13 protein-coding genes and 1 pseudogene are annotated in these 20196 nt (G+C 46.8%); 6 read left to right on the top strand and 8 right to left on the bottom strand.

Annotation, left to right across the window (positions count from 1 at the left end):
• Positions 1–36 precede the first annotated feature (36 nt).
• From KNV97_RS07300 to KNV97_RS07280, 5 genes are all read right to left on the bottom strand, one after another.
• Positions 37–1167: a flagellin gene (locus tag KNV97_RS07300; RefSeq protein WP_136482456.1), complete on the bottom strand. Its 1131-nt coding sequence runs from the start codon at positions 1165–1167 to the stop codon at positions 37–39.
• A 229-nt stretch (positions 1168–1396) separates the two neighbouring features.
• Complete coding sequence (locus KNV97_RS07295; RefSeq protein ID WP_136482454.1) at positions 1397–2530, bottom strand: flagellin; 1134 nt, start codon at positions 2528–2530, stop codon at positions 1397–1399.
• Between the two features lie 362 nt (positions 2531–2892).
• Positions 2893–4029 carry a flagellin gene (locus KNV97_RS07290; RefSeq protein ID WP_218562811.1) on the bottom strand — a complete coding sequence of 379 codons (1137 nt, stop codon included), beginning with the start codon at positions 4027–4029 and terminating at the stop codon, positions 2893–2895.
• A gap of 191 nt (positions 4030–4220) precedes the next feature.
• Positions 4221–5126, bottom strand: a complete 906-nt coding sequence (locus tag KNV97_RS07285) for a Dyp-type peroxidase (RefSeq protein ID WP_218562810.1) — start codon at positions 5124–5126, stop codon at positions 4221–4223.
• A gap of 131 nt (positions 5127–5257) precedes the next feature.
• Positions 5258–5722: a DUF2919 domain-containing protein gene (locus tag KNV97_RS07280; protein ID WP_136483161.1), complete on the bottom strand. Its 465-nt coding sequence runs from the start codon at positions 5720–5722 to the stop codon at positions 5258–5260.
• 142 nt (positions 5723–5864) lie between these two features.
• Here KNV97_RS07280 and KNV97_RS07275 point away from each other — a divergent pair, with 142 nt between their 5' ends.
• The gene (locus KNV97_RS07275; RefSeq protein ID WP_218562809.1) at positions 5865–6206 is read left to right on the top strand and encodes a DUF2956 domain-containing protein; all 342 of its coding nucleotides are present in this window, start codon (positions 5865–5867) and stop codon (positions 6204–6206) included.
• 56 nt (positions 6207–6262) lie between these two features.
• On the opposite strand, the gene melB is transcribed toward KNV97_RS07275, so the two are convergent.
• Complete coding sequence (gene melB, locus KNV97_RS07270; RefSeq protein WP_218562808.1) at positions 6263–7639, bottom strand: melibiose:sodium transporter MelB; 1377 nt, start codon at positions 7637–7639, stop codon at positions 6263–6265.
• Positions 7640–7947: 308 nt separating this feature from the next.
• Entirely contained in the window at positions 7948–10065 is a 2118-nt protein-coding gene (locus tag KNV97_RS07265; RefSeq protein WP_218562807.1) for an alpha-galactosidase, read from the bottom strand.
• A 741-nt stretch (positions 10066–10806) separates the two neighbouring features.
• Here KNV97_RS07265 and KNV97_RS07260 point away from each other — a divergent pair.
• From KNV97_RS07260 to KNV97_RS07240, 5 genes are all read left to right on the top strand, one after another.
• On the top strand, positions 10807–12048 hold the full coding sequence (locus tag KNV97_RS07260) for a carbohydrate porin (RefSeq protein ID WP_218562806.1): 1242 nt from the start codon (positions 10807–10809) through the stop codon (positions 12046–12048).
• A gap of 69 nt (positions 12049–12117) precedes the next feature.
• Positions 12118–12981, top strand: a complete 864-nt coding sequence (locus KNV97_RS07255) for a MalM family protein (RefSeq protein ID WP_218562805.1) — start codon at positions 12118–12120, stop codon at positions 12979–12981.
• A 70-nt stretch (positions 12982–13051) separates the two neighbouring features.
• Positions 13052–16144 (top strand): beta-galactosidase, encoded by a 3093-nt coding sequence (locus tag KNV97_RS07250; RefSeq protein WP_218562804.1) that lies wholly within the window; start codon positions 13052–13054, stop codon positions 16142–16144.
• Positions 16145–16285: 141 nt separating this feature from the next.
• The gene (locus tag KNV97_RS07245; protein WP_218562803.1) at positions 16286–17323 is read left to right on the top strand and encodes a substrate-binding domain-containing protein; all 1038 of its coding nucleotides are present in this window, start codon (positions 16286–16288) and stop codon (positions 17321–17323) included.
• A gap of 396 nt (positions 17324–17719) precedes the next feature.
• On the top strand, positions 17720–18730 hold the full coding sequence (locus KNV97_RS07240) for a substrate-binding domain-containing protein (protein WP_218562802.1): 1011 nt from the start codon (positions 17720–17722) through the stop codon (positions 18728–18730).
• A 296-nt stretch (positions 18731–19026) separates the two neighbouring features.
• Here the strand turns inward: KNV97_RS07240 and galK are convergent.
• A pseudogene (gene galK / locus KNV97_RS07235) lies at positions 19027–20186 on the bottom strand (galactokinase).
• Positions 20187–20196 lie beyond the last annotated feature (10 nt).

Genomic DNA, 20196 nt, shown 5'->3' with positions numbered 1-20196 from the left:
AAGAGAACGACGACCTAAAGCTCCCAGCTGCCAGGATTAACCCAGCAGGCTAAGAGCTGCAGATGGTGCCTGTCTCGCCTGCGCCAGTACCGACGTACTCGCTTGTTGCAGGATCTGTGACTTGGTCATCGCCGTCGTTTCACGTGCATAGTCAGTATCTTTGATACGGCTGCGAGACGCGTTCACGTTCTCATTGATGTTATCAAGGTTACTGATTGCATGGTTAAAACGGTTTTGGAATGCACCCAGAGAAGCACGCTGACTGTCAACCGATTTCAATGCGCCATCCAGCAACGCGACCGCTTCTTGCGAGCCGGCCACACTGGTCACATCGATATCTTTCACTGTCACATCCTGACCAGCCGCAAAGCCAATCTCAGAGCCAAGATCACCGCCGATAGTGACCTCACCGTTTACCTTCTGAGTAGCAGCAAACAGTTGCAGTTTACCATCTTCGCCGACAGACGCTTTTACATCATCATTCTGACCGTTAATGTAAGTCGCTACTTCTTCTAAATCATCACCCTGTTTAGCGTTGATGGTCACATTGCGCGCCTCACCCTGACGATCGGTATAGCTCAGAGTCAGCTCAGTGGCATCACCCACTGTCCAGTCCGCGGCTTTCCCTTCTGCTGCACGGTAAGATTTACCGCCCATTGCCATGGTATCAGAACGCAAGTTGCCCATGCTCAGATTTACCGCTTCACCGGAATCTGCGCCAATCTGGAATGATTTATTACCAAAAGTACCGTTTAGTAGTTTGTTACCACCAAATGAAGTGGTTTCCGCAATACGGTTCAGCTCATCATTCAGCGCCGACACTTCTTCTTGAATTGCCTGACGCTCAGAACCTGAGTTAGAGCCGTTTGAGGATTGCAATGCCAGGTCACGCATACGTTGCAGAATGTTGGTGCTCTCGTTCATCGCACCTTCAGCGGTTTGCGCGATTGAGATACCATCATTTGCGTTACGTACAGCCATATCCAAACCACGACTTTGTGAACTCAGTCGGTTTGAGATCTGCAGCCCCGCCGCGTCGTCTTTAGCGCTGTTGATACGGTAACCGGAAGACAGACGTTCCATCGACTTCTGGGCACCGTCAGCTGCACCGTTCAGATAACGCTGGGCGGTCATCGCCGAGACGTTGGTACTTACATTAATTGCCATATTGTGATCTCCTAAGGCGGAATAGTTGGCGCGTTTTCGAGTCTCTCACCTCTCGTCCACGCACCTCATTTCTCTCGTATCCTTTAACGGCGACCACTCAACATCCTTTAGGCCGAACTGCGACCTTTTTTCCAACAATTGTCCATTTATGAATAAAACGTGACCAAGAACACAAAATTCAGGCATAAAAAAATCCAGCCGAAGCTGGATTTTTTGTTCTTGGAGGCGATTAGCCCAGCAGACTTAGTGCCGCTTGCGGAGTCTGTTTGGCTTGAGCCAGGATTGAGCTTGAAGCCTGAGACAGAATCTGTGCCTTAGTCATTGCCGTCGATTCTTTCGCGAAATCGGTGTCTTTGATACGGCTCTTAGACGCATTCACGTTTTCGTTAATGTTGTCCAGGTTATTGATAGCGTGACCGAAGCGGTTCTGGAATGCACCCAGCTCTGCGCGGTGGCTATCAACATATTTCAGAGCAGCATCAACGATAGCAACCGATTCCTGAGCACCACCTACGCTGGTTACGTCGATGTTGTCGACTGTCACTTGCTGACCGTCACCCATACCCAGTTCACCAGCCAGACCGCCGCTGAAGGAAACAGGGCCAGACACTTTGTTGTTGTCCGTGAACACTTGCAGCTGACCATCTTCGTTTACCGACGCTTTGACCATGTCAGTCTGACCGTTGATGTAAGTCGCCAGCTCTTCGATATCATCACCCGCTTTCGCGCTGATGTTGATGGTCTGCTCTGTACCTTGCGCATCGTTCAGCGTGATGCTCAGGTCATTTGAACCATCAGCGACTGTCCAGTCCTGGTCTTTAGCATTGGCTGCCTGGTAGCTGGTACCACCCATCATACGGTTATCACTGCGCATATCTTTCAGGGTCAGCATCACCGCTTCACCGTTATCCGCACCAATCTGGAATGCTTTGGTTTCGAAGGTGCCGTTCAGCAGTTTGTTACCACCGAAAGACGTAGTTTCTGCGATACGGTTCAGCTCATCATTCAGTGCTGTAACTTCTTCCTGAATCGCGACACGGTCTGATTTAGAGTTCGAACCGTTAGCAGATTGCAGAGACAGGTCACGCATACGTTGCAGGATATTGGTGGTTTCGTTCATCGCACCTTCTGCTGTCTGCGCCATCGAAATACCATCGTTGGCGTTACGTACCGCGACATCCAGACCGCGGCTTTGTACATTCAGACGGTTTGAAATTTGCAGACCAGCCGCATCATCTTTTGCGCTGTTGATACGTGAACCAGAAGACAGACGCTCCATTGAGGTTTGCTGAGCACTGGTTGCACTGTTCAGGTAACGTTGCGCGGTCATCGCTGATACGTTGGTATTTACATTTACTGCCATAGTGGTATCTCCAATTGATTTTCCGATATTTCCGGTTTCCGACGTCTCGGAAAACCAAGTAGTTCTCTCAAAGTTACTTTCTTTAACGGCGTGGGTTTGAAAAGCTTTAGGTCGATTTTAAGATTTTTTTGAAAAAAACTGCTTTAGCGGATTAAAAGTGACGAAACTACAAAAAGAGCTAAAAAATTGCGTTTTTCACTAAAGCTTTTCAAGCGCTTGTCGATACTGCTTGGTTCGGCTTACCAATAAGACTTATTGATTGTAACAAGGCCTATTCGTTGTATCACACCTATTCATTATCTGAGGCGATGATGAACATGAGATAGGAACAAGCCTCTTGCTGAGTAACAGCTAACAGAATACTAGTTACCCAGCAGAGTCAGGGCGATATTGGGCTGATTGCGTGCCTGGGCCAGAATCGTGGTACTAACCTGCTGCAGGATCTGCTGCTTAATCATTTGAGTGGTTTCTTTGGCGTAGTCGGTATCTTTAATCCGACTGTTGGATGCAGCAAGATTCTCATGCACATTATCCAGATTGTTAATGGCATGACCAAAACGGTTCTGCAGCGCCCCCAGTTCAGAGCGATGGCTGTCGACATACTGCATGGCAGTATCCAGCACCGACACAGCGCGCTGCGCACCGCCAACCGAAGTAATATCAAGATTATCAACCGCTTCATAACCTTGCAGGTTCATCTGCAGCTCATCGGCCAGACTGCCGCTGAAAGATAAAGTGCCCGCCGTTTCTTTACCGGCCATGAAAATCTGTAACTGTCCTTTGTCATTAACCGATGCCGAGACCTTATCGGTCTGACCATTAATGTAGGTAGCCAGCTGTTCAATGTCATCGCCATTGCGGGCCTGGAGGGTGATCTGCTCTTGCTGACCACGCGCATTAAGGTAGGAGATGTTCAGCTCATTGCGGCCATTACCGGTCCGCCAGTCTTTATCTGCCATCCCAGCGGCAACATAACTGAAACCACCCATATTAATGTCATCAGAGCGCATTCTCTTCAGCGATAACTGCACCGCTTCGCCGGATGAGGCACCAATCTGGAAGGACGCCTGACCGAAAGAACCGTTGAGCAATTTTCGCCCACCAAAAGAGGTCGTTTCAGCGATTCGGTTCAGTTCATCATTCAAAGCGCCCATTTCTTCCTGTAAAGCGACTCGATCCTGTTTATTGTTTGACCCGTTAGCCGATTGCAAAGACAAATCCCGCATTCGCTGCAGAAGATTGGTGGTTTCCTGCATCGCGCCTTCGGCAGTCTGCATGATTGAAATGCCGTCATTAGCATTACGTACCGCCACATCCAGCCCACTCATTTGCGCTTTGAGTCGATTGGAGATCTGCAAACCTGCCGCATCATCTTTGGCGCTGTTGATTCTGTTTCCAGAAGACAACCGCTCCATTGACTGATTGAGCATATCGGTCGCGCTGGTCAAATGCCGCTGGGCTATAAGCGCTGAGATATTGGTGTTGACCGTAATCGCCATGCAGTGAAGGCACCCTGTGCTGAGTATCGTGTATGCAAGCTCTATCGGCAGACCGGCACTAAACTTTAGTGCCGCTAGCAGATTTAGCTCACTCAGACCAGATGTTACTTTAAGCAGCAACGAGATAAAGAAAAAGCCAGGCAAAGCCTGGCTTGAACTCAATCCTGACCAATAAAAACCTTTGCGCTCGTTCAGGCTTTCAGACTGAGTGAGTGCAACATCGCCTCAGACGGCGCAAAGAAATAAGCACCTGTGACCGCCTGAGTAAAGCGCAACAGCTGATCGGTTTTGCCATCGGTTACCCCATACATGCTGTCGAGCATAGTCTTAATATTGTGCAGCGTATTGCAGTAAGCAATAAACAGCAGACCATGTTCACTGCTGGCACTGCCATAAGGCAGGCTGTGGCGCACAATTTTCAGCCCTTTACCCTGCTCTTTAATATCCACCCGGCCGACATGGGAAGCGGCTGGCACATTATCCAGCTCGACTGAGTCGACTTTGGTTCGACCAATGACCTTTTCCTGCGCGGACACATTCAAGCGATTCCAGGCCGGCAGTTTGTGGACAAAACGCTGCACCAACACATAGCTGCCCCCGGCAAATTCACCATCGGGTATGATGGCGACTTCACGGCGCTGCTCCTGTTTCGGGTTTTCTGTGCCGTCAATAAAACCGGTCATGTCTCTGGAGTCCAGATAACGGAAGCCATAGGTTTCATCGACCACCTCGACATCTTCCGCCACCTGCTCCAGACATTGGCGCATCACGTAAAACAGCAGGTCGTGACGCAGGCTGTGACAGTGAATCAGCACATCGACATCGGTTGCCGGTGCCTGAGTTGCGCCTTCTCCCAGCGGAGAAAAATCAATTAATTCTCCCGGCATCGGCGTTTCCAGCTGTTGCCAGAACGCCTTACTGAATGCGATAGACAAGCTCAATTCCGCGCCTGGCTGCGTTGCGTTCAGTTCCTCCACCAGCGCAGGTAAAGCCTGCAACTGCTCAAGAACCTGAGCGTAGTTTTGCTTAATTTTCAAAAGACTGTACAGTGCGAAGGGTTTCGCTTCCGGCAAAATAGCCGACTGTGGCGTTGACATATTAAGTCCTCACTTTTGTTTTTGCTCAGTGTATTCAATCATCAGACAAGCCCACTCAGTGCTGCGTGCCAATCCCGGCGCCGCTGTGCTTATCCTAAAAATAAGTGCTGGTTTGTACGTGTCCGGCGCGGTTATCGATTAGCGTCTATCGGTTCACAAAAGCAGTCTTTTACCCGGCGACTGCGCAGCAGATACAGAACTAACCATAACAGAATCAATAAGGTCAGGGCATTCGCCCAATGAAAAATGCCGTGTTGCAAATACGTGTGGTATCCCACCTGGATTGACTGTACAAGCACCGTCAGTATCGTCAGCCAGCGCCCGTTACGCACCAAAGCGTTAATTTTTGTCCGCTGCTGATGGCGCAGGCCAATCAGCCACATCAGTGCCAGACCGGGCAAGCCAGACAGCAAACCAAGATACAGGGTGGCCGAATTCGGATAGACCCAGGCCAGAATATCAGAACCACTGCTGCGGCTGACGCCTGCCATCACAAACACCAGCCAGGCCCGGGCCAGAAATATCCAGCCCAGCCATAGCCAGACCGGTGCCTTCAGGTAACCATGTGTATCATATTGTTCAATCGCGTAACGCACTGCTCGCCCTGTACCACTTAGCAACTTCATGTTATTGCCTTCCACTTTAGCGCAATGATTTCAAATAGCTATATGCAAGCGCTACTTTTGGTGCCAACCAAGCTTCATGTTACCCTTGGTGAAAACTGATAGGACGGCTGAAATGAAAAACAAAATCGTCGCGTCGCCGCAAACTCAGGACGACGCCAATAAAATTGCCAGGGCGACACAAAAGCCCGGCCAAACCAAAGAGCAAACCAAGCTGATTGCCCAAGGTATCGAAAAAGGCATTGCCCTGTATAAGAAAGAACAAAAAGAGAAACAGCGCCAGGCTGATCGGGCACGCAAAAAAGCGCTGAAAAGCAAGCAGGCGACTTCGGGCCATGACGATGCCTCACAACCATCCGTCTCAGAAACACAAGCCGCTTCCCCATGGCCAAGCCGACTGCCCTGGATACTGCTGGTAGTGAGTTGGCTCGGTTTTACACTGCTTATATTCAAATAATGGCTGATGACAAAACAGGCGCCTCAATCAAGCGCCTGTTTTGTTAGATAAACGAATTAAACTTCTGCTTTAACTGTATCCAGAGATGACTCTGCATCTTTCTCGTTAAGTAATCGCTTGTCAAACCCTTCGTGTAAACGATAGTAACGATAATACACGAGACCACTTAGGATCATCATGATCGCAGGTAAACCGATCATCATAAACTCCAGTCCAGCAATAGTGCTTGAAGATTGCTCTACGTTTGGAATATAACCAACAATAGAGAGACCCATACCCACGATAAAACCACCAGCCGCGCCCGCGAACTTAACCAACATGGTTTGTACAGAGAAGATAACACTTTCGCTACGACGCCCGGTTTTGTACTCACCATAGTCCACAACATCGGCTAACATTACGGTCTGCAGAGCGTTGGCAATGCCTACACCAAATTTGATTGCGGCACCTGCCATACCAATCATGACGGCATTCGCTGGAGAGAGGAATCCCATCAGGAGTAAAAGCACACAAGACACAACCGGAAAACCACAAGCAATCAACCATAAATGTTCACGTGGCAACCATGCCGCAATACGTGGAAATAAGAAAACCCCGGCAACTTCAGCAACACCGGCCACCATCATATAAACAGGGAAAAGTTCCGCGTTACCTAGTGCATAGGAAAAATAGTAAATAGCAAAACCACCAACCAATAAATTAGCTATCTGAAAAGAGAGTACAGTACCAATTAATGCCTTCAGCTGATCATTTTTACCGATAATAGTCAGAACATCTTTAAAATTGAACTTTTCCGTTGTCACTGCAGGTGAAGCTTTTTCTTTTACATTACGGGCAATAAGAAATGCACTCATCACAAACAGTACGGCAATCAACACAGCAACATTAAAAAAACCGTCACCCTGATTGCCATTCCCTAATTCTCCAACAATATGTAATCCATAAGTACCAGTGATAAACCAAGCCAGGCTGGCAAACAGACGAGGCCATACCACTAATTTTTCGCGTTCTTCACGAGAACTAGATAAAGCAGGAATCATCGACCAGTAGGGAATATCCATTATAGTGTAAGTTAATCCCCACAAGATATAGGCTGCAGCAGCATACACGTAAAGTGCGGTGCCCTCGAACAAATGCGTACTAAATAACCCAACCAGAACAACAGCATTTAATAACGTGCCTATCACGATCCAAGGTCTGAACTTACCGAAACGTGAACGTGTATTATCAACAACTACCCCCATCATAGGGTCTGTGATGGCATCAATAATCCGCGCTGCCAGAAAGATAGTTCCAACAAATGCCGCTGATAGGCCAGCCACATCAGTAAAATAGAACATTAGAAAAATGTAGATTGGTGCACAAGCAAAGTCTTTTCCAAGCGCGCCTACACCGTAGGATATTTTAGTTTGTAGAGTAATTTTATCAGACATAACCGTTCCTTAGTGCCCTTTCGCTATTCCACAGCCTAACCCCGTGTCCTAGTCTCGAGCGTTTATATTTATGTTTCGCCGTGAATGCTACCTTTGCGTAACACATTAGGTTGTGATCAAACTCTTCTTTATGGAAACGTTTACAATGAATTTTGTGAAAAATGAGAGCTAAGCCAAAAGATAACACCCCCTACTAACACAAAAAATTAATACTTTAAATTCAACCAATTAAAATAAAACCAATAACAAAACCACACAAGAAACTACTTGTGTGGTTAATACATGAAAGAAAGTGTTTTGCCGTGTAACTAGCTGATTCGCTGGAAATGAATCAACACGGCACTTTCTGGATCGAGAATCGGCATAGTCAATCCTACCTCCTCACACCAAGCCCCGGATAATTCACATCCATTTATCGTCCATGGTGGTTGATAATTGACAATATCTTCATAGTTAAGCGGCTTATCCAACAACGTAATACGATATTGCGCCTGCCGATCCAAACCCGGAACCCGCAGGTGGCCACTAAGAGAATGTGTCGGCATCGATAATTGAGCAACCAAAACAACCGCTTCAGAAAAGTCTTTCGCCACCACCGCTTGAATTTGATGAGCAGGGTCATCCGCACTGATACGCCAAGAGGTCCCATTATGTAACAATGGACGCAATGCTTTATGCAGGGTCACATAACGTTCAAAACCCTGTTTTTCGGATACTTCTTCTTTCACTGGGTCAAGTTCAATTCCCATATGTCCGAATAATGCGCTCAACCCTCGAAATTGAATAGTGTGCCGTCTGCGAGTACTGTGGCAATAACTCGCACCGATATGACTGCCCATCACTTCAGGCGGGAAAAAATAACTCATACCACGTTGGATAGCTTGACGCTCCAGAGCATCATTATTATCTGATGTCCAAAAGCGATGTGTCCTTTTCAGAATTTCATAATCTATACGTCCACCACCTGCTGCACATGACTCAATTTCAACCTTCGGATGTTTAGCACGTACTTGGTCTACTAAACGGTAGTAATTGAGTGTTTGCTGGTAGGCAGAGGCCATACCGTTGTGTCCAGGTTGAACAACTTCTCGATTCATGTCCCACTTGATATAAGCGATGTTGTAAGTGGACAGAAAATAATCCAACCGCTCAAACAGATAGTTGAATGCATCTTCGTTCTTTAAATCAATTACATACTGATTCCTTCCCGTTGGCTGCTCATATCCTTCTACAGCCAGTAACCATTCTGGATGATTTCGATACAAATCCGAATTTTTGTTGATCATTTCAGGCTCAAACCACAACCCAAACTCCATTCCCAATCCATTCACATGCTGGACAATCGGCTCTAAACCTTGCGGATATTTAGTCGGATCGAGAAACCAATCCCCCAATCCGGCTTTATCTCCAGTGCGTCCACGAAACCAGCCATCATCAATAATAAAACGCTCGACGCCCATCTGAGCTGATTGCGTAGCCATCGACATAATATATTCCGGATCATGGTCAAAATAGATCCCTTCCCAGGTATTCAGGTGAACTGGGCGTAATTTGTTTTTCACTTCTTTCGGAAGAATCTCTGCACGAACATGGGAATGAAATTGCTGGCTCATGCCGTTTAATCCAGCATCACTATAACTGGCATATAGCCACGGGGTGGTCACACTCTCCCCTTGCGCCAACGAGATTTCACCTGGTAGGTAGATAACTTCAGCTTGAAAATAGCGCCGTCCATCAGCTTTAGCATCTACACGTAATCTGTGGTTACCACTCCATGCAAAGTGAAACCCCCACACATCGCCATTCATTTCGTCAAAATGTCTGCTACCAGCAATCAGCGCTGGATAATGTTCGTGGGAGGTTCGACCTCGCCGATTTTCTTGTTGATACCCACCATGCTGCAACAGTTGACGCTGAGTCTGAAACTCGTTAACCCAACGTCCCGAATAGGTCATTAATTCATTGACACGAGGAGGTAAAGGCAAGGTCGAAGACAGGCGATTAACTTGATAATTCTCAGGTTTGATATTTTGTAACGTATGGCGAACTTTTAGCACATCATGATCATCAATCATCAGCTCAGTTGTCAGTCTCAAACCGGCCAAAGTATCAGTGCAAATAATAGATAGACTTTGATCACACTGTTCAATATGCTCGATTACAAACACGGGAGCCCAATCAAAACCACTGCGGTGACCTTCTAATCCAGGACTCCCAAAGGAGCCCCGCCCCAACTCAGGGTGCACTGAAACCGGAACATCTACATCCAGACGTCCATAGGGGACTGGCCGCTCAAGAGACAAACCAGAAGATTTACTTTCCCCGTCAATCCTTTTTCCCCAATGGATTATTTCTGCACTCTCGCCGACCTTTATCAACAACTGAGTGTGCTTACCTGCGAGCTGAACCAGTTTGCCTTCATTCATTTTCTTGCCTCTACCTCGATCCGAAGAGCAAGCATCTTAATGAAAACTACACAATATTCTGTGAGCAACCACAAAACATGGAAACGTTTACAAACAATTCATACGTCGCTGATAAATTGATTTGCCAAACGCATTGCACATAACATCAATACGTGCGTTACCACATATCTGCACAGCACCTATCGTTATCAAGCAAATATCCAAAAGGAAATCATGTTATTTTATTGATATTAAAGGCCTTAATACTTGGATTAGTCTTGAACTTAAACACCTAGAGTCTTATTCTAACCACTTAGAGAATCCTCCATAGCGCCGTTTTGGGTCCTAACTTTTATTCCCAAAACACAATGATTTAACCAGAGGAACTATCCGATGGTTGTGATCAACGGCTTTGCTTATCTCACACCCAACTAAATTTAGTTGGGTTATTTTCCATTAATGGAATCCCTTTTCACATCGTTCTAACATTCCTCAAGTGTCCGAATCTCCCTTACATCCTTTCCAATTGATTGCCTAGAAAAGAAAACGGTTACATAAAAAACAGTGATTTTTATCCCTGTATTTAACTGACCAACTACACTTAGTGTGATCTAAGGCTCACATAATTACTCATATATCTTTATAAAGTAAAAAATGCCAACCTCATCATGAAAACGTTTCCAGTAATGATTACAATCCGTCACGAGTTAGGACTCAAAGATAGATAGCGCTACCTAAAATAAAAATAGATGGAGACACCACATGAAACCAAAGATGCTGGCACAAGCATTCGGTTGTACCCTCGCTCTAATACCATTAACCGGTATAGCCGCAGTGGAGAATGTTACTTATTTTGGTTATGCCAAATGGGGAACGATATATACCGACAATGACAACCATAATGATGGCAAAGGAGAACGCAACACTGTCATTAGAGCCACACAAGGTTATGGCAATTTTCGTTTAGGCAATGAACTCAACTGGTGGGAAGCTGGTGTTAAAGCAGATATTTGGCAACAAGATACTGCCCATTTTGACACCACCCTCTATTTGGGCAGCGGAGAAAGCTGGGGAGATGTAAGTACTATCCAGCTTTGGTCAGCAGGTCACGGCATATTTTCAGACAACCCTGAAGCCAAAGTCTGGGCCGGAGAACGCTTTTACCGCCGTCACGAAGTACACATGATTGATATTAAATACTGGGACACTTCTAGTACGGGTATCGGTATTGAAGACTGGGACTTAGGATATGCAAAAGGTCACCTTGCCTGGCTGTCACCTAACTCAAGTGCGGATGGCAGAACATTACATAACGTTGATGCCCGCCTGAGTGATATCACACTATCTGAATCAGCCGATCTCACGCTAGGTATCAACTATGTTTTTACCCAAAACTCCAGTTATGAGGAGGACAATATCACCACATCTGGCGCTATGTTCTCTGCATTGTATAGGCAAGCATGGGACTATGGTTCAAATACACTGGCATTTCAATATGGCACAGATGCCTTAGCGGGTGGACTCATGAGTGCCGAGGGGGGATCCAACCGCAAATACAGTACCGGTGTCGAACACGACGGGAACAGCTGGCGTATTTTTAACTCCGGGGATCTCAATCTCAATGACGATTTTCAAGTGATGTACTCTCTGGCTTATCAGGATAACCATCTTGATAACGCTGAAGGGGAAAAATGGCTCAGTATAGGTGCCCGACCACAATATAGTTGGAACAACTATATGGCGACAGCCTTAGAGGCGGGGTATGAATCGGTTGAAGCACAAAATGGCTCTGGCACCAACGATTTGTACAAGGTAACACTGGCTCAAATGTTCCAGGCTGGCAAAGGACTCTGGGCACGTCCGTCTATTCGGTTGTTCGTCACTTATTCAGAAAAAACCGACGAATGGAACCGCGGTGGCGACGTTTATGGTTCTGCTACCAGCATCAATCGTGACAAGATCGATGAAGTGACTTTTGGTTTCAACGTTGAAACCTGGTGGTAAACACGCCAACTTGTAAGCGCTGACATTAAAACAGGGTGGACCATCCACCCTATAACTGAGGATTTGTAAATGAGACGCCCTTTTTTAATAAGTATAATGATTGCATCTCTGCTGACCGCCTGCAGCACTTTATCCGAACAGGAACTCGATACTCAGACAAACAACGAAGCATGTTGTACTCAACTCACTGAGTTACCGATGACGTCACTTTCCGTTCCCTCACATAAAAAAGTGGTCATGGATACCCATTTACCATTGCTACCTTTAGCTGTGTTAGATGAAACCAATAACGATAAACGGGTCCCTGTATTGACGTATCGCTTGGTATCCACACAACCATTGTCTTTGATGATTCGCTCCTATATCACACAAAATTCGCTCTTTGCTCCTGAAGTGCGAGTGTATGATCCTGACTGGCGACTTATTAAACGCTACTCCAGTGTTCAATTTGACTATAAACCGACCAGCCTGCAGGGATTGGAGAGAATTGAAGCTGTTATAACTATAAATCCACAAAAAAATAACGCCACTTACCTTATGTTAAGTGCAGATGGTCAGGCATTATCGCATACCATCATCAGACAACACCCGCAGACACTATACGCGCAAACCCAACAGATTATCGAACAAAAACAGTTACCTTTAACTGCTTCTTTCAGCGAGTTTGGCCATATTGAACTGACCACTAGTAGCCCACAAAATAATGAATTTCTTAGCTTGGTGAGTGAATTAAAGTCAGTTGCCACCTCTCAAAACTCACCAATATCAGTAATAGAACAACCTAACCACTTGCTCTGGCCCACATACAAGAAAAAAATTGATGACGCTCTGAAAAATGACAACGTAAAGCAAGCCGCTGCAATTGCAACCCAAGCCTCAGAGGCAGGTATAAAACAAGCTAAAGACTACTTGTTAAACCAACTAGCCCAGTAGATGAAATCAACGAAGAACAGAAAATTCGCAGGCCTATTTCTAGAGCTGCATACAACACACAGGAATTACTATGACGTCATTCTCAGAGATACTAAATAGACGCGATTGGGAGAACCCGCAGTCAGTCAATATCCACTGTCTAAATGCCCATAGCCCATTATCAAGTTTCCGACAGATAGAGCATGCGCGAGATGGCATTGAAGCACAACGTCGTTTACTAAACGGTCAATGGAAATTCAAACTATTTGATGCCCCTGAATTGGCTGATGCACAATTCTCGCTAGTAACTTTCGATGACTCTCTATGGGATAGCATTACTGTTCCATCAAACTGGCAGCTTCAAGGCTACGACAAACCTATCTACGCCAATGTCAAATATCCATTTGAGGTTAATCCACCATTTGTTCCTGCTGATAATCCAACCGGCTGTTACCGAACCTCATTTTCATTGCAAGAAAGTGAACTTCAACAGACTCAGAGAATTATTTTTGATGGCGTCAACTCGGCATTCCACTTATGGTGCAACGGTCACTGGATTGGTTATAGTCAAGACAGTCGTCTTCCAGCCGAGTTTGATCTGACACCTTACTTGGTTGCCGGTGAGAACACTCTGGCAGTGATGGTCATGCGATGGAGCGATGGAAGTTACCTGGAAGATCAGGATATGTGGTGGCTGAGCGGTATATTTCGCGACGTGACTCTGCTGACAAAACCCAAATACTGTATCGAAGATGTTTTCATTACTCCCGATCTGGATGCCTGTTATCGAGATGGCATCTTGTCTGTTGAAACACGCATCAATGCTCCCGACAACTACCAGATTCAGATTCAACTGTTTAATGAAAAACAGGCGGTAACAGACCCGCATATCGCCAGACCACACAATCGCCGTATTGATGAACGAGGAGCCTATAAAGATAAAGTCTTCCAGACTCTCCAGGTTCAGGAGCCTAAACAATGGAGCGCCGAGACACCTCATCTCTATCGAGTGGTTGTTTCTCTGCTCAATGAACACGGGGAACATATTGAAAGTGAAGCTTATCAAGTTGGTTTCCGCAAGGTGGAACTCAAAGCAGGTCAACTAACCCTGAATGGCAAAGCGTTACTCATTCGTGGTGTCAATCGGCATGAGCATCACCCAGAACTTGGTCACGTGATGACCGAAGAAGCGATGCTGCGTGACATAAAGTTGATGAAACAAAACAACTTTAATGCGGTGCGCACATCTCACTATCCAAATCATCCTCGTTGGTATGAGCTTTGTGACGAATATGGACTCTATGTCTGTGATGAAGCAAATATTGAAACGCATGGTATGCAACCCATGAATCGATTGTCATCCGATCCCTTATGGGCACATGCTTACATGAGCCGCTATACCCAAATGGTGTTTCGCGATAAAAACCATCCTTCGATCATTATTTGGTCTCTGGGCAATGAATCTGGCCATGGCAGTACCCACAATGCCATGTACGCCTGGTCTAAGCAATTTGACCCTTCTCGCCCGGTACAGTACGAAGGCGGAGGTTCAAACACTACAGCAACAGACATTATAGCCCCTATGTATGCACGCACTGACACGACTCTTGAGGATGAAGCTGTTCCTAAATGGGCAATAAAAAAATGGATATCACTTCCGAATGAAACACGTCCGCTAATTCTGTGCGAATACGCTCATGCTATGGGTAATAGTTTGGGAAGCTTCTCCGATTACTGGCAGGCGTTCCGAGAGTTCCCTCGTCTGCAAGGCGGATTTATATGGGACTGGGTGGATCAAGGCCTGAGTCAATGGGATGAAAACGGAGTTCACTACTGGGCCTATGGCGGTGACTTTGGCGATAAAATAAATGATCGCCAATTCTGTATCAATGGATTACTTTTCCCGGATCGCACCATACATCCGGCATTAGAAGAAGCCAAGTACTGTCAGCGTATGATCACAGTTGCCCTGCACAAGCAGTTTCATAATGGCTGCAGCCTGCAGGTCACCAATGAAAACTTATTCCGAGCCACAGATAACGAAATGTTAACCTGGTCTGTCCTGGAAGATGGTTTGGTAGTTATATCCGGTACAAAACAACTCGATATATTACCCGACAGTTCGCAAGCGCTGGAGCTATCTTGGGATTGGCAGCACAAGCCTGGCGCACAGTATCACCTCAATATAGATATCCAATTAGTGGCCGATACTCAGTGGGCAGACGCAGGTTATGTGATTGCAACCGAACAGATTCGCTTATCTAACGAATCCGGACTGCGTTTAGCAGAACCAATGACAACAATGCCCCCGCAAGTTACTAAGAATAACCAGTGGATTCAGCTATCCAGTAGCGACGGCAGACACCAATGGCAATGGGACTCAAATACGGGCTTAATGACACAATGGACAACAGACGGTATCCAACATCTGTTAACGTCTCCTCACGATAACTTTTTCCGCGCGCCATTAGATAACGATATTGGTATAAGTGAAATTGATAATGTTGACCCTAACTCGTGGATATGCCGATGGGATAATGCAGGCATCGGCCATTGGGAAAGACAATGCGTTAGCTGCGTTAGTGAAACACTAACACATACAGTGCGTGTAACCACAACCTATACTTACACTTATCACGGTAAAATCCAGGCGATTACCCAGTGGATATACGACGTGAATAACCAAGGTGAAATAGAACTCAATGTTAATGTGGAACTAGCAGATCATTTACCTCCAATGCCAAGAATTGGACTGGAAATGCAGTTGCCACTGTTGGTGGAATGTCCTGAAATAAATTGGCTCGGACTTGGTCCATTTGAAAACTATCCGGATCGCTGCTCTGCCGCCCGGTTTGGATTACACACAAAAACCCTGGAGCAGATGCACACCCCGTATATTTTTCCAACAGATAATGGTTTGCGGTGTGGCACAGAAAAACTGACCTTAAATAATATCAGTATAAAGGGTGATTTCTTGTTCACAGTCAGTCAATTTGGAGGACAACAATTAGCACAGGCTAAACACACCAATGAACTGTTTGCGCAAAATCAAATCTATTTGTGTATTGACCATCAACAGATGGGCGTGGGTGGCGATGACTCCTGGAGCCCCAGCGTTCACCCGGAATATCAATTAAACAAAAAAAATTATCATTACAAACTATCAATGAGTCCAAAAAGTTAACCTTGGCAAAATATCCCCGCTCTGCTGGCGGGGATATTTCTAGGGCTAATGTTTGCAAACACGCACTATGTCTCACTCTCTCGCTTGGTTTTTTGAGCTACACACGGTTAAATAAGGTGTTCGAGTTACGAAGAGAAGATAATGGCCACCATTAAAGATGTAGCTAAAGCTGCTGGCGTGTCTATTGCGACAGCATCACGAGTGATTAATAAATCCCCCCATACCAGTCCTTCTGCGATTCAAGCCGTACAATTAGCAATGAACCAACTAGGCTATCGTCCGAATGCTAATGCCAGAGCTCTGGTTAACAAGGCTTCCAATACTATTGGTGTGGTGGTAAATGATGTTTCGGCCCCTTTTTTTGGCGCTATGGTTAAAGCCATTGATACTGTAGCTAGTGAACAAGGTAAGCAGCTACTTATCGGAAGCGGCTACCATAACTCAGATAAAGAACGTAATGCCATCGAGCTTCTATTAAACAGCCAGTGTGAGTCCATGGTCGTTCATAGTAAAGGAATGAGCGATGAAGAGCTTTATAAGCTAGCAGCAGAAATACCAGGTATGGTGTTCATTAACCGGATTGTCGCTGGCTTGGAAGATCGTTGCGTTGCTCTTGATAACTATAAAGGCTCCTTTCTGGCTACAGAACATTTAATCAAAAATGGCCATCGTGATATTGGCTATATTTGTTCAAGCCACAACATCACAGATGCCCATGACCGCCTAAATGGGTATCGCGATGCACTAAGTTACTATGGTCTTGCCCAAAGAGATTATTATATAGAATTCGAAGAACCAGATGAAAAAGGCGGTGAACAAGCCATGGTAAATCTCATGGCGAAAAACATCCCGCTGACAGCAGTGGCTACCTACAACGATTATATGGCGGCTGGATGTATGGCAATGCTGCAGGAAAATGAGATTCGTATACCAGAAGACGTTTCAATTGTCGGTTTCGACGATGGGCTCATTGCACGTTATATATATCCAAGATTAACTACTATCCGCTACCCTATTCAAATTATGGCAGCCGAAGCGGTTAAGCTATCTAATCAACTGCTTGAATCTCAATCAATTGCACAGCAAAATCGACTTTTTCTACCAATCTTAGTTAGACGCTCAACTGTTGCGAACATCATTCCACGCACTCATATCAACACAGAAACCATACGCAAATAAAAACCTTTTTAAACAAAGTGTTAGATAGACTGAATGTTACCCCACATTCAATATCACATAGAGGAAATGTGGTACCACTCATGGGCACATTGAGGTACTATTTAGCATATTGAAAAGAAACCACTGATTGGCTCGAAACTGGTCTTCTCCGTCTTTTTAGCTGAGCCTCTTTTACTCTCTTTTGCATAATTCACCTAAAAACTTTATGAGTAAAAGTATAAAGAATGTATGACTACAGACATTAAAGCATCGATCCGATAATTAACCGCAAATTTAAGTTTATTTTTGACTTTACCATCCTCTTGATTTTAGGAAGGATAAAAACGCGGAAACCACTCTAACTCAGTATTAACTGCTCATAGAGAGTTCAGTACAGATTAAAAAGGTTTACAGCCCATGGCAACCATCAAAGACGTAGCAAAGGCCGCCGGCGTATCCGTCGCCACCGTATCGCGCGTGATCAATAAATCACCGAAAGCGAGTCAGGCGTCGATTGACGCTGTCACTAAAGCAATGAGTGAACTCGGCTATCGCCCCAATGCCGCCGCGCGGGCTCTGGTTAGCCAGAGTACCCAGACGATGGGCGTGCTGGTATCGGATGTGTCTGATCCGTTTTTCGGCACTCTGGTCAAAGCTGTAGATACGGTCGCGCGCCAGCACGGCAAGCATCTGCTGGTCGGTAATGGTTACCATAACCCGGAAGATGAGCGCCGCTCTATCGAACTGCTGATCAACAACCGCTGCGATGCGCTGGTGATCCACGCTAAAGCGCTGAGTGATGACGAACTGATTGCCTTTGCCCAAGAAGCGCCGGGCATGGTGATCATCAACCGTTTTATCCCCGAACTGGCTGAGCGCTGCATCTATCTCGACAACCACAAAGGTGCGCATCTGGCGACGGATTTTCTCATTCGCCAGGGACACAGCAAAATCGCGTTTATCGCTTCCAGCCATCAGATAACGGATGTGGACGAACGGCTGAGCGGTTATCGCGATGCGCTGCAGGAGCATGGCTTAGCCCAGCCTGACAGCTATGTTGAATATGGCGATCCGAGCAGTGAAGGTGGTGAGCAGGCGATGCTCAATCTGCTCAGTAAAGGGCTCGAGATCAGCGCCATCGTCGCCTACAACGACAATATGGCCGCTGGCGCCCTGTCAGTGATGGAAGAAAACGGCATTGCGGTTCCGCATCAGATTTCGATTGTCGGCTTTGATGACGGACTGATTGCGCGCTACGTTAAACCGCGCCTGACCACAGTACGTTATCCGATTCAGATGATGGCGGAAAATGCGGCCCAGCTCGCCCTGTACCTGGCCAAACAGCCGGCGGAAGCGGACACCAGTCCGAAACGCTACTCTCCGACTATGGTCAAACGTGATTCCGTCGCAGGGACTATGGCAGATTAAGCGTCTGACGCCGCTGCCTACCAAGAAAAGTTCTCCCCCAAAAGCTCACTGACAAAGTGAGCTTTTTCGTTCTGGCAGGCAGGCCACGTACTGATTGTGCACGCAACAGCGCCTGATCAATCATAAAAAAACCCATGATCAACAATCTTGCCACAACGCACTGCTTTCTCCCCCGAAAATGCAGTTCGCGCGCCGCGCCACTCCCTACAAGGCAACGCGACTATGCTCAAGATGTTGCCATGGGTAACTGGCTATAGAAAACCTAAAACAGTGAGAACAACTTAAACCGGTGCTGATTACAGCACCGCCATCAACCCCGCCCCTGATTTAGCCTGGCAGACATAGATACTTTCCTTCAGTCCGGTCGCAGCCTGATAGCGCTCAGCAACCGCGCTGGTGACCTTATCTACCAGCAGCGGCGGAACCAGCGCGACCACACAACCGCCAAACCCCCCCCAGTCATACGTACGCCGCCCTGCTCACCGATCACCTGTTTTACAATGTCGACCAGGGTATCAATTTCACTCACGGTGATTTCAAAATCATCGCGCATGGAAGCGTGGGATTCGGCCATCAGTTGCCCCAGAACGACCATATCACCGTTACGCAGCGCCTGCGCCGCCTGTAAAGTGCGGGCATTTTCACTGATCACATGACGGGCGCGTTTGGCCACCATTTCATCGAGCCCGGCGCTGCGGGCATTGAACTGCTCCAGGCTGACATCGCGCAGAGCTTTGACGCCGAACCACTGCGCGGCCTGCTCACATTGCTGACGGCGGGTGTTGTATTCACTGCCAACCAGCCCGCGCTGCTTGTTGGAGTTAATGATCACCACCGCCATGTCCTGCGGCATCGAAACCGCCTCGGTTTCCAGGCTGCGGCAATCAATCAGCAGCGCATGATTATCCTCGCCCTGAGCGGAAATCAGCTGGTCCATAATGCCGCAGTTACAACCGACAAATTCGTTTTCGGCCTGCTGACCATTGAGTGCGATCTCCGCTTGTGACAACGGCAACTGGTACAGCTCTTTAAAGGTCTGACCTATCACCACTTCCAGCGCCGCTGAGGAACTCAGCCCTGCTCCTTGGGGTACGTTGCCGCTGACCGCCAGATCAACCCCGCGGAAAATCTGGCCGCGTTCGCGCAGGCAAAGCACAACACCACGGATGTAATTGGCCCACATTTTGTCATCCACAAAACGGATTTCACCATCAAGGGTAAATTCGTCCATCTGGTTGTCATAGTCACAGGCCACGACACGTACTACATTGTCATCGCGTTTTTTCGCGGCCACGACAGTCTGATAGTCGATGGCGCACGGCAGGACAAAGCCGTCATTATAATCGGTATGTTCACCGATCAGGTTGACCCGTCCCGGAGCTTGAATAATATGGCTTGGCTGACAGCCGAACGCGGCGTGGAAAGACGCGCTTACCGTGTGTTTAAGATCAGACATCATTAAATTC

This window comes from Vibrio ostreae (assembly GCF_019226825.1).
Classification (GTDB): domain Bacteria; phylum Pseudomonadota; class Gammaproteobacteria; order Enterobacterales; family Vibrionaceae; genus Vibrio; species Vibrio ostreae.
The sequence above is the reverse complement of the archived record's forward strand: the minus strand, read 5'-3'. Positions and strand labels throughout refer to the sequence as shown.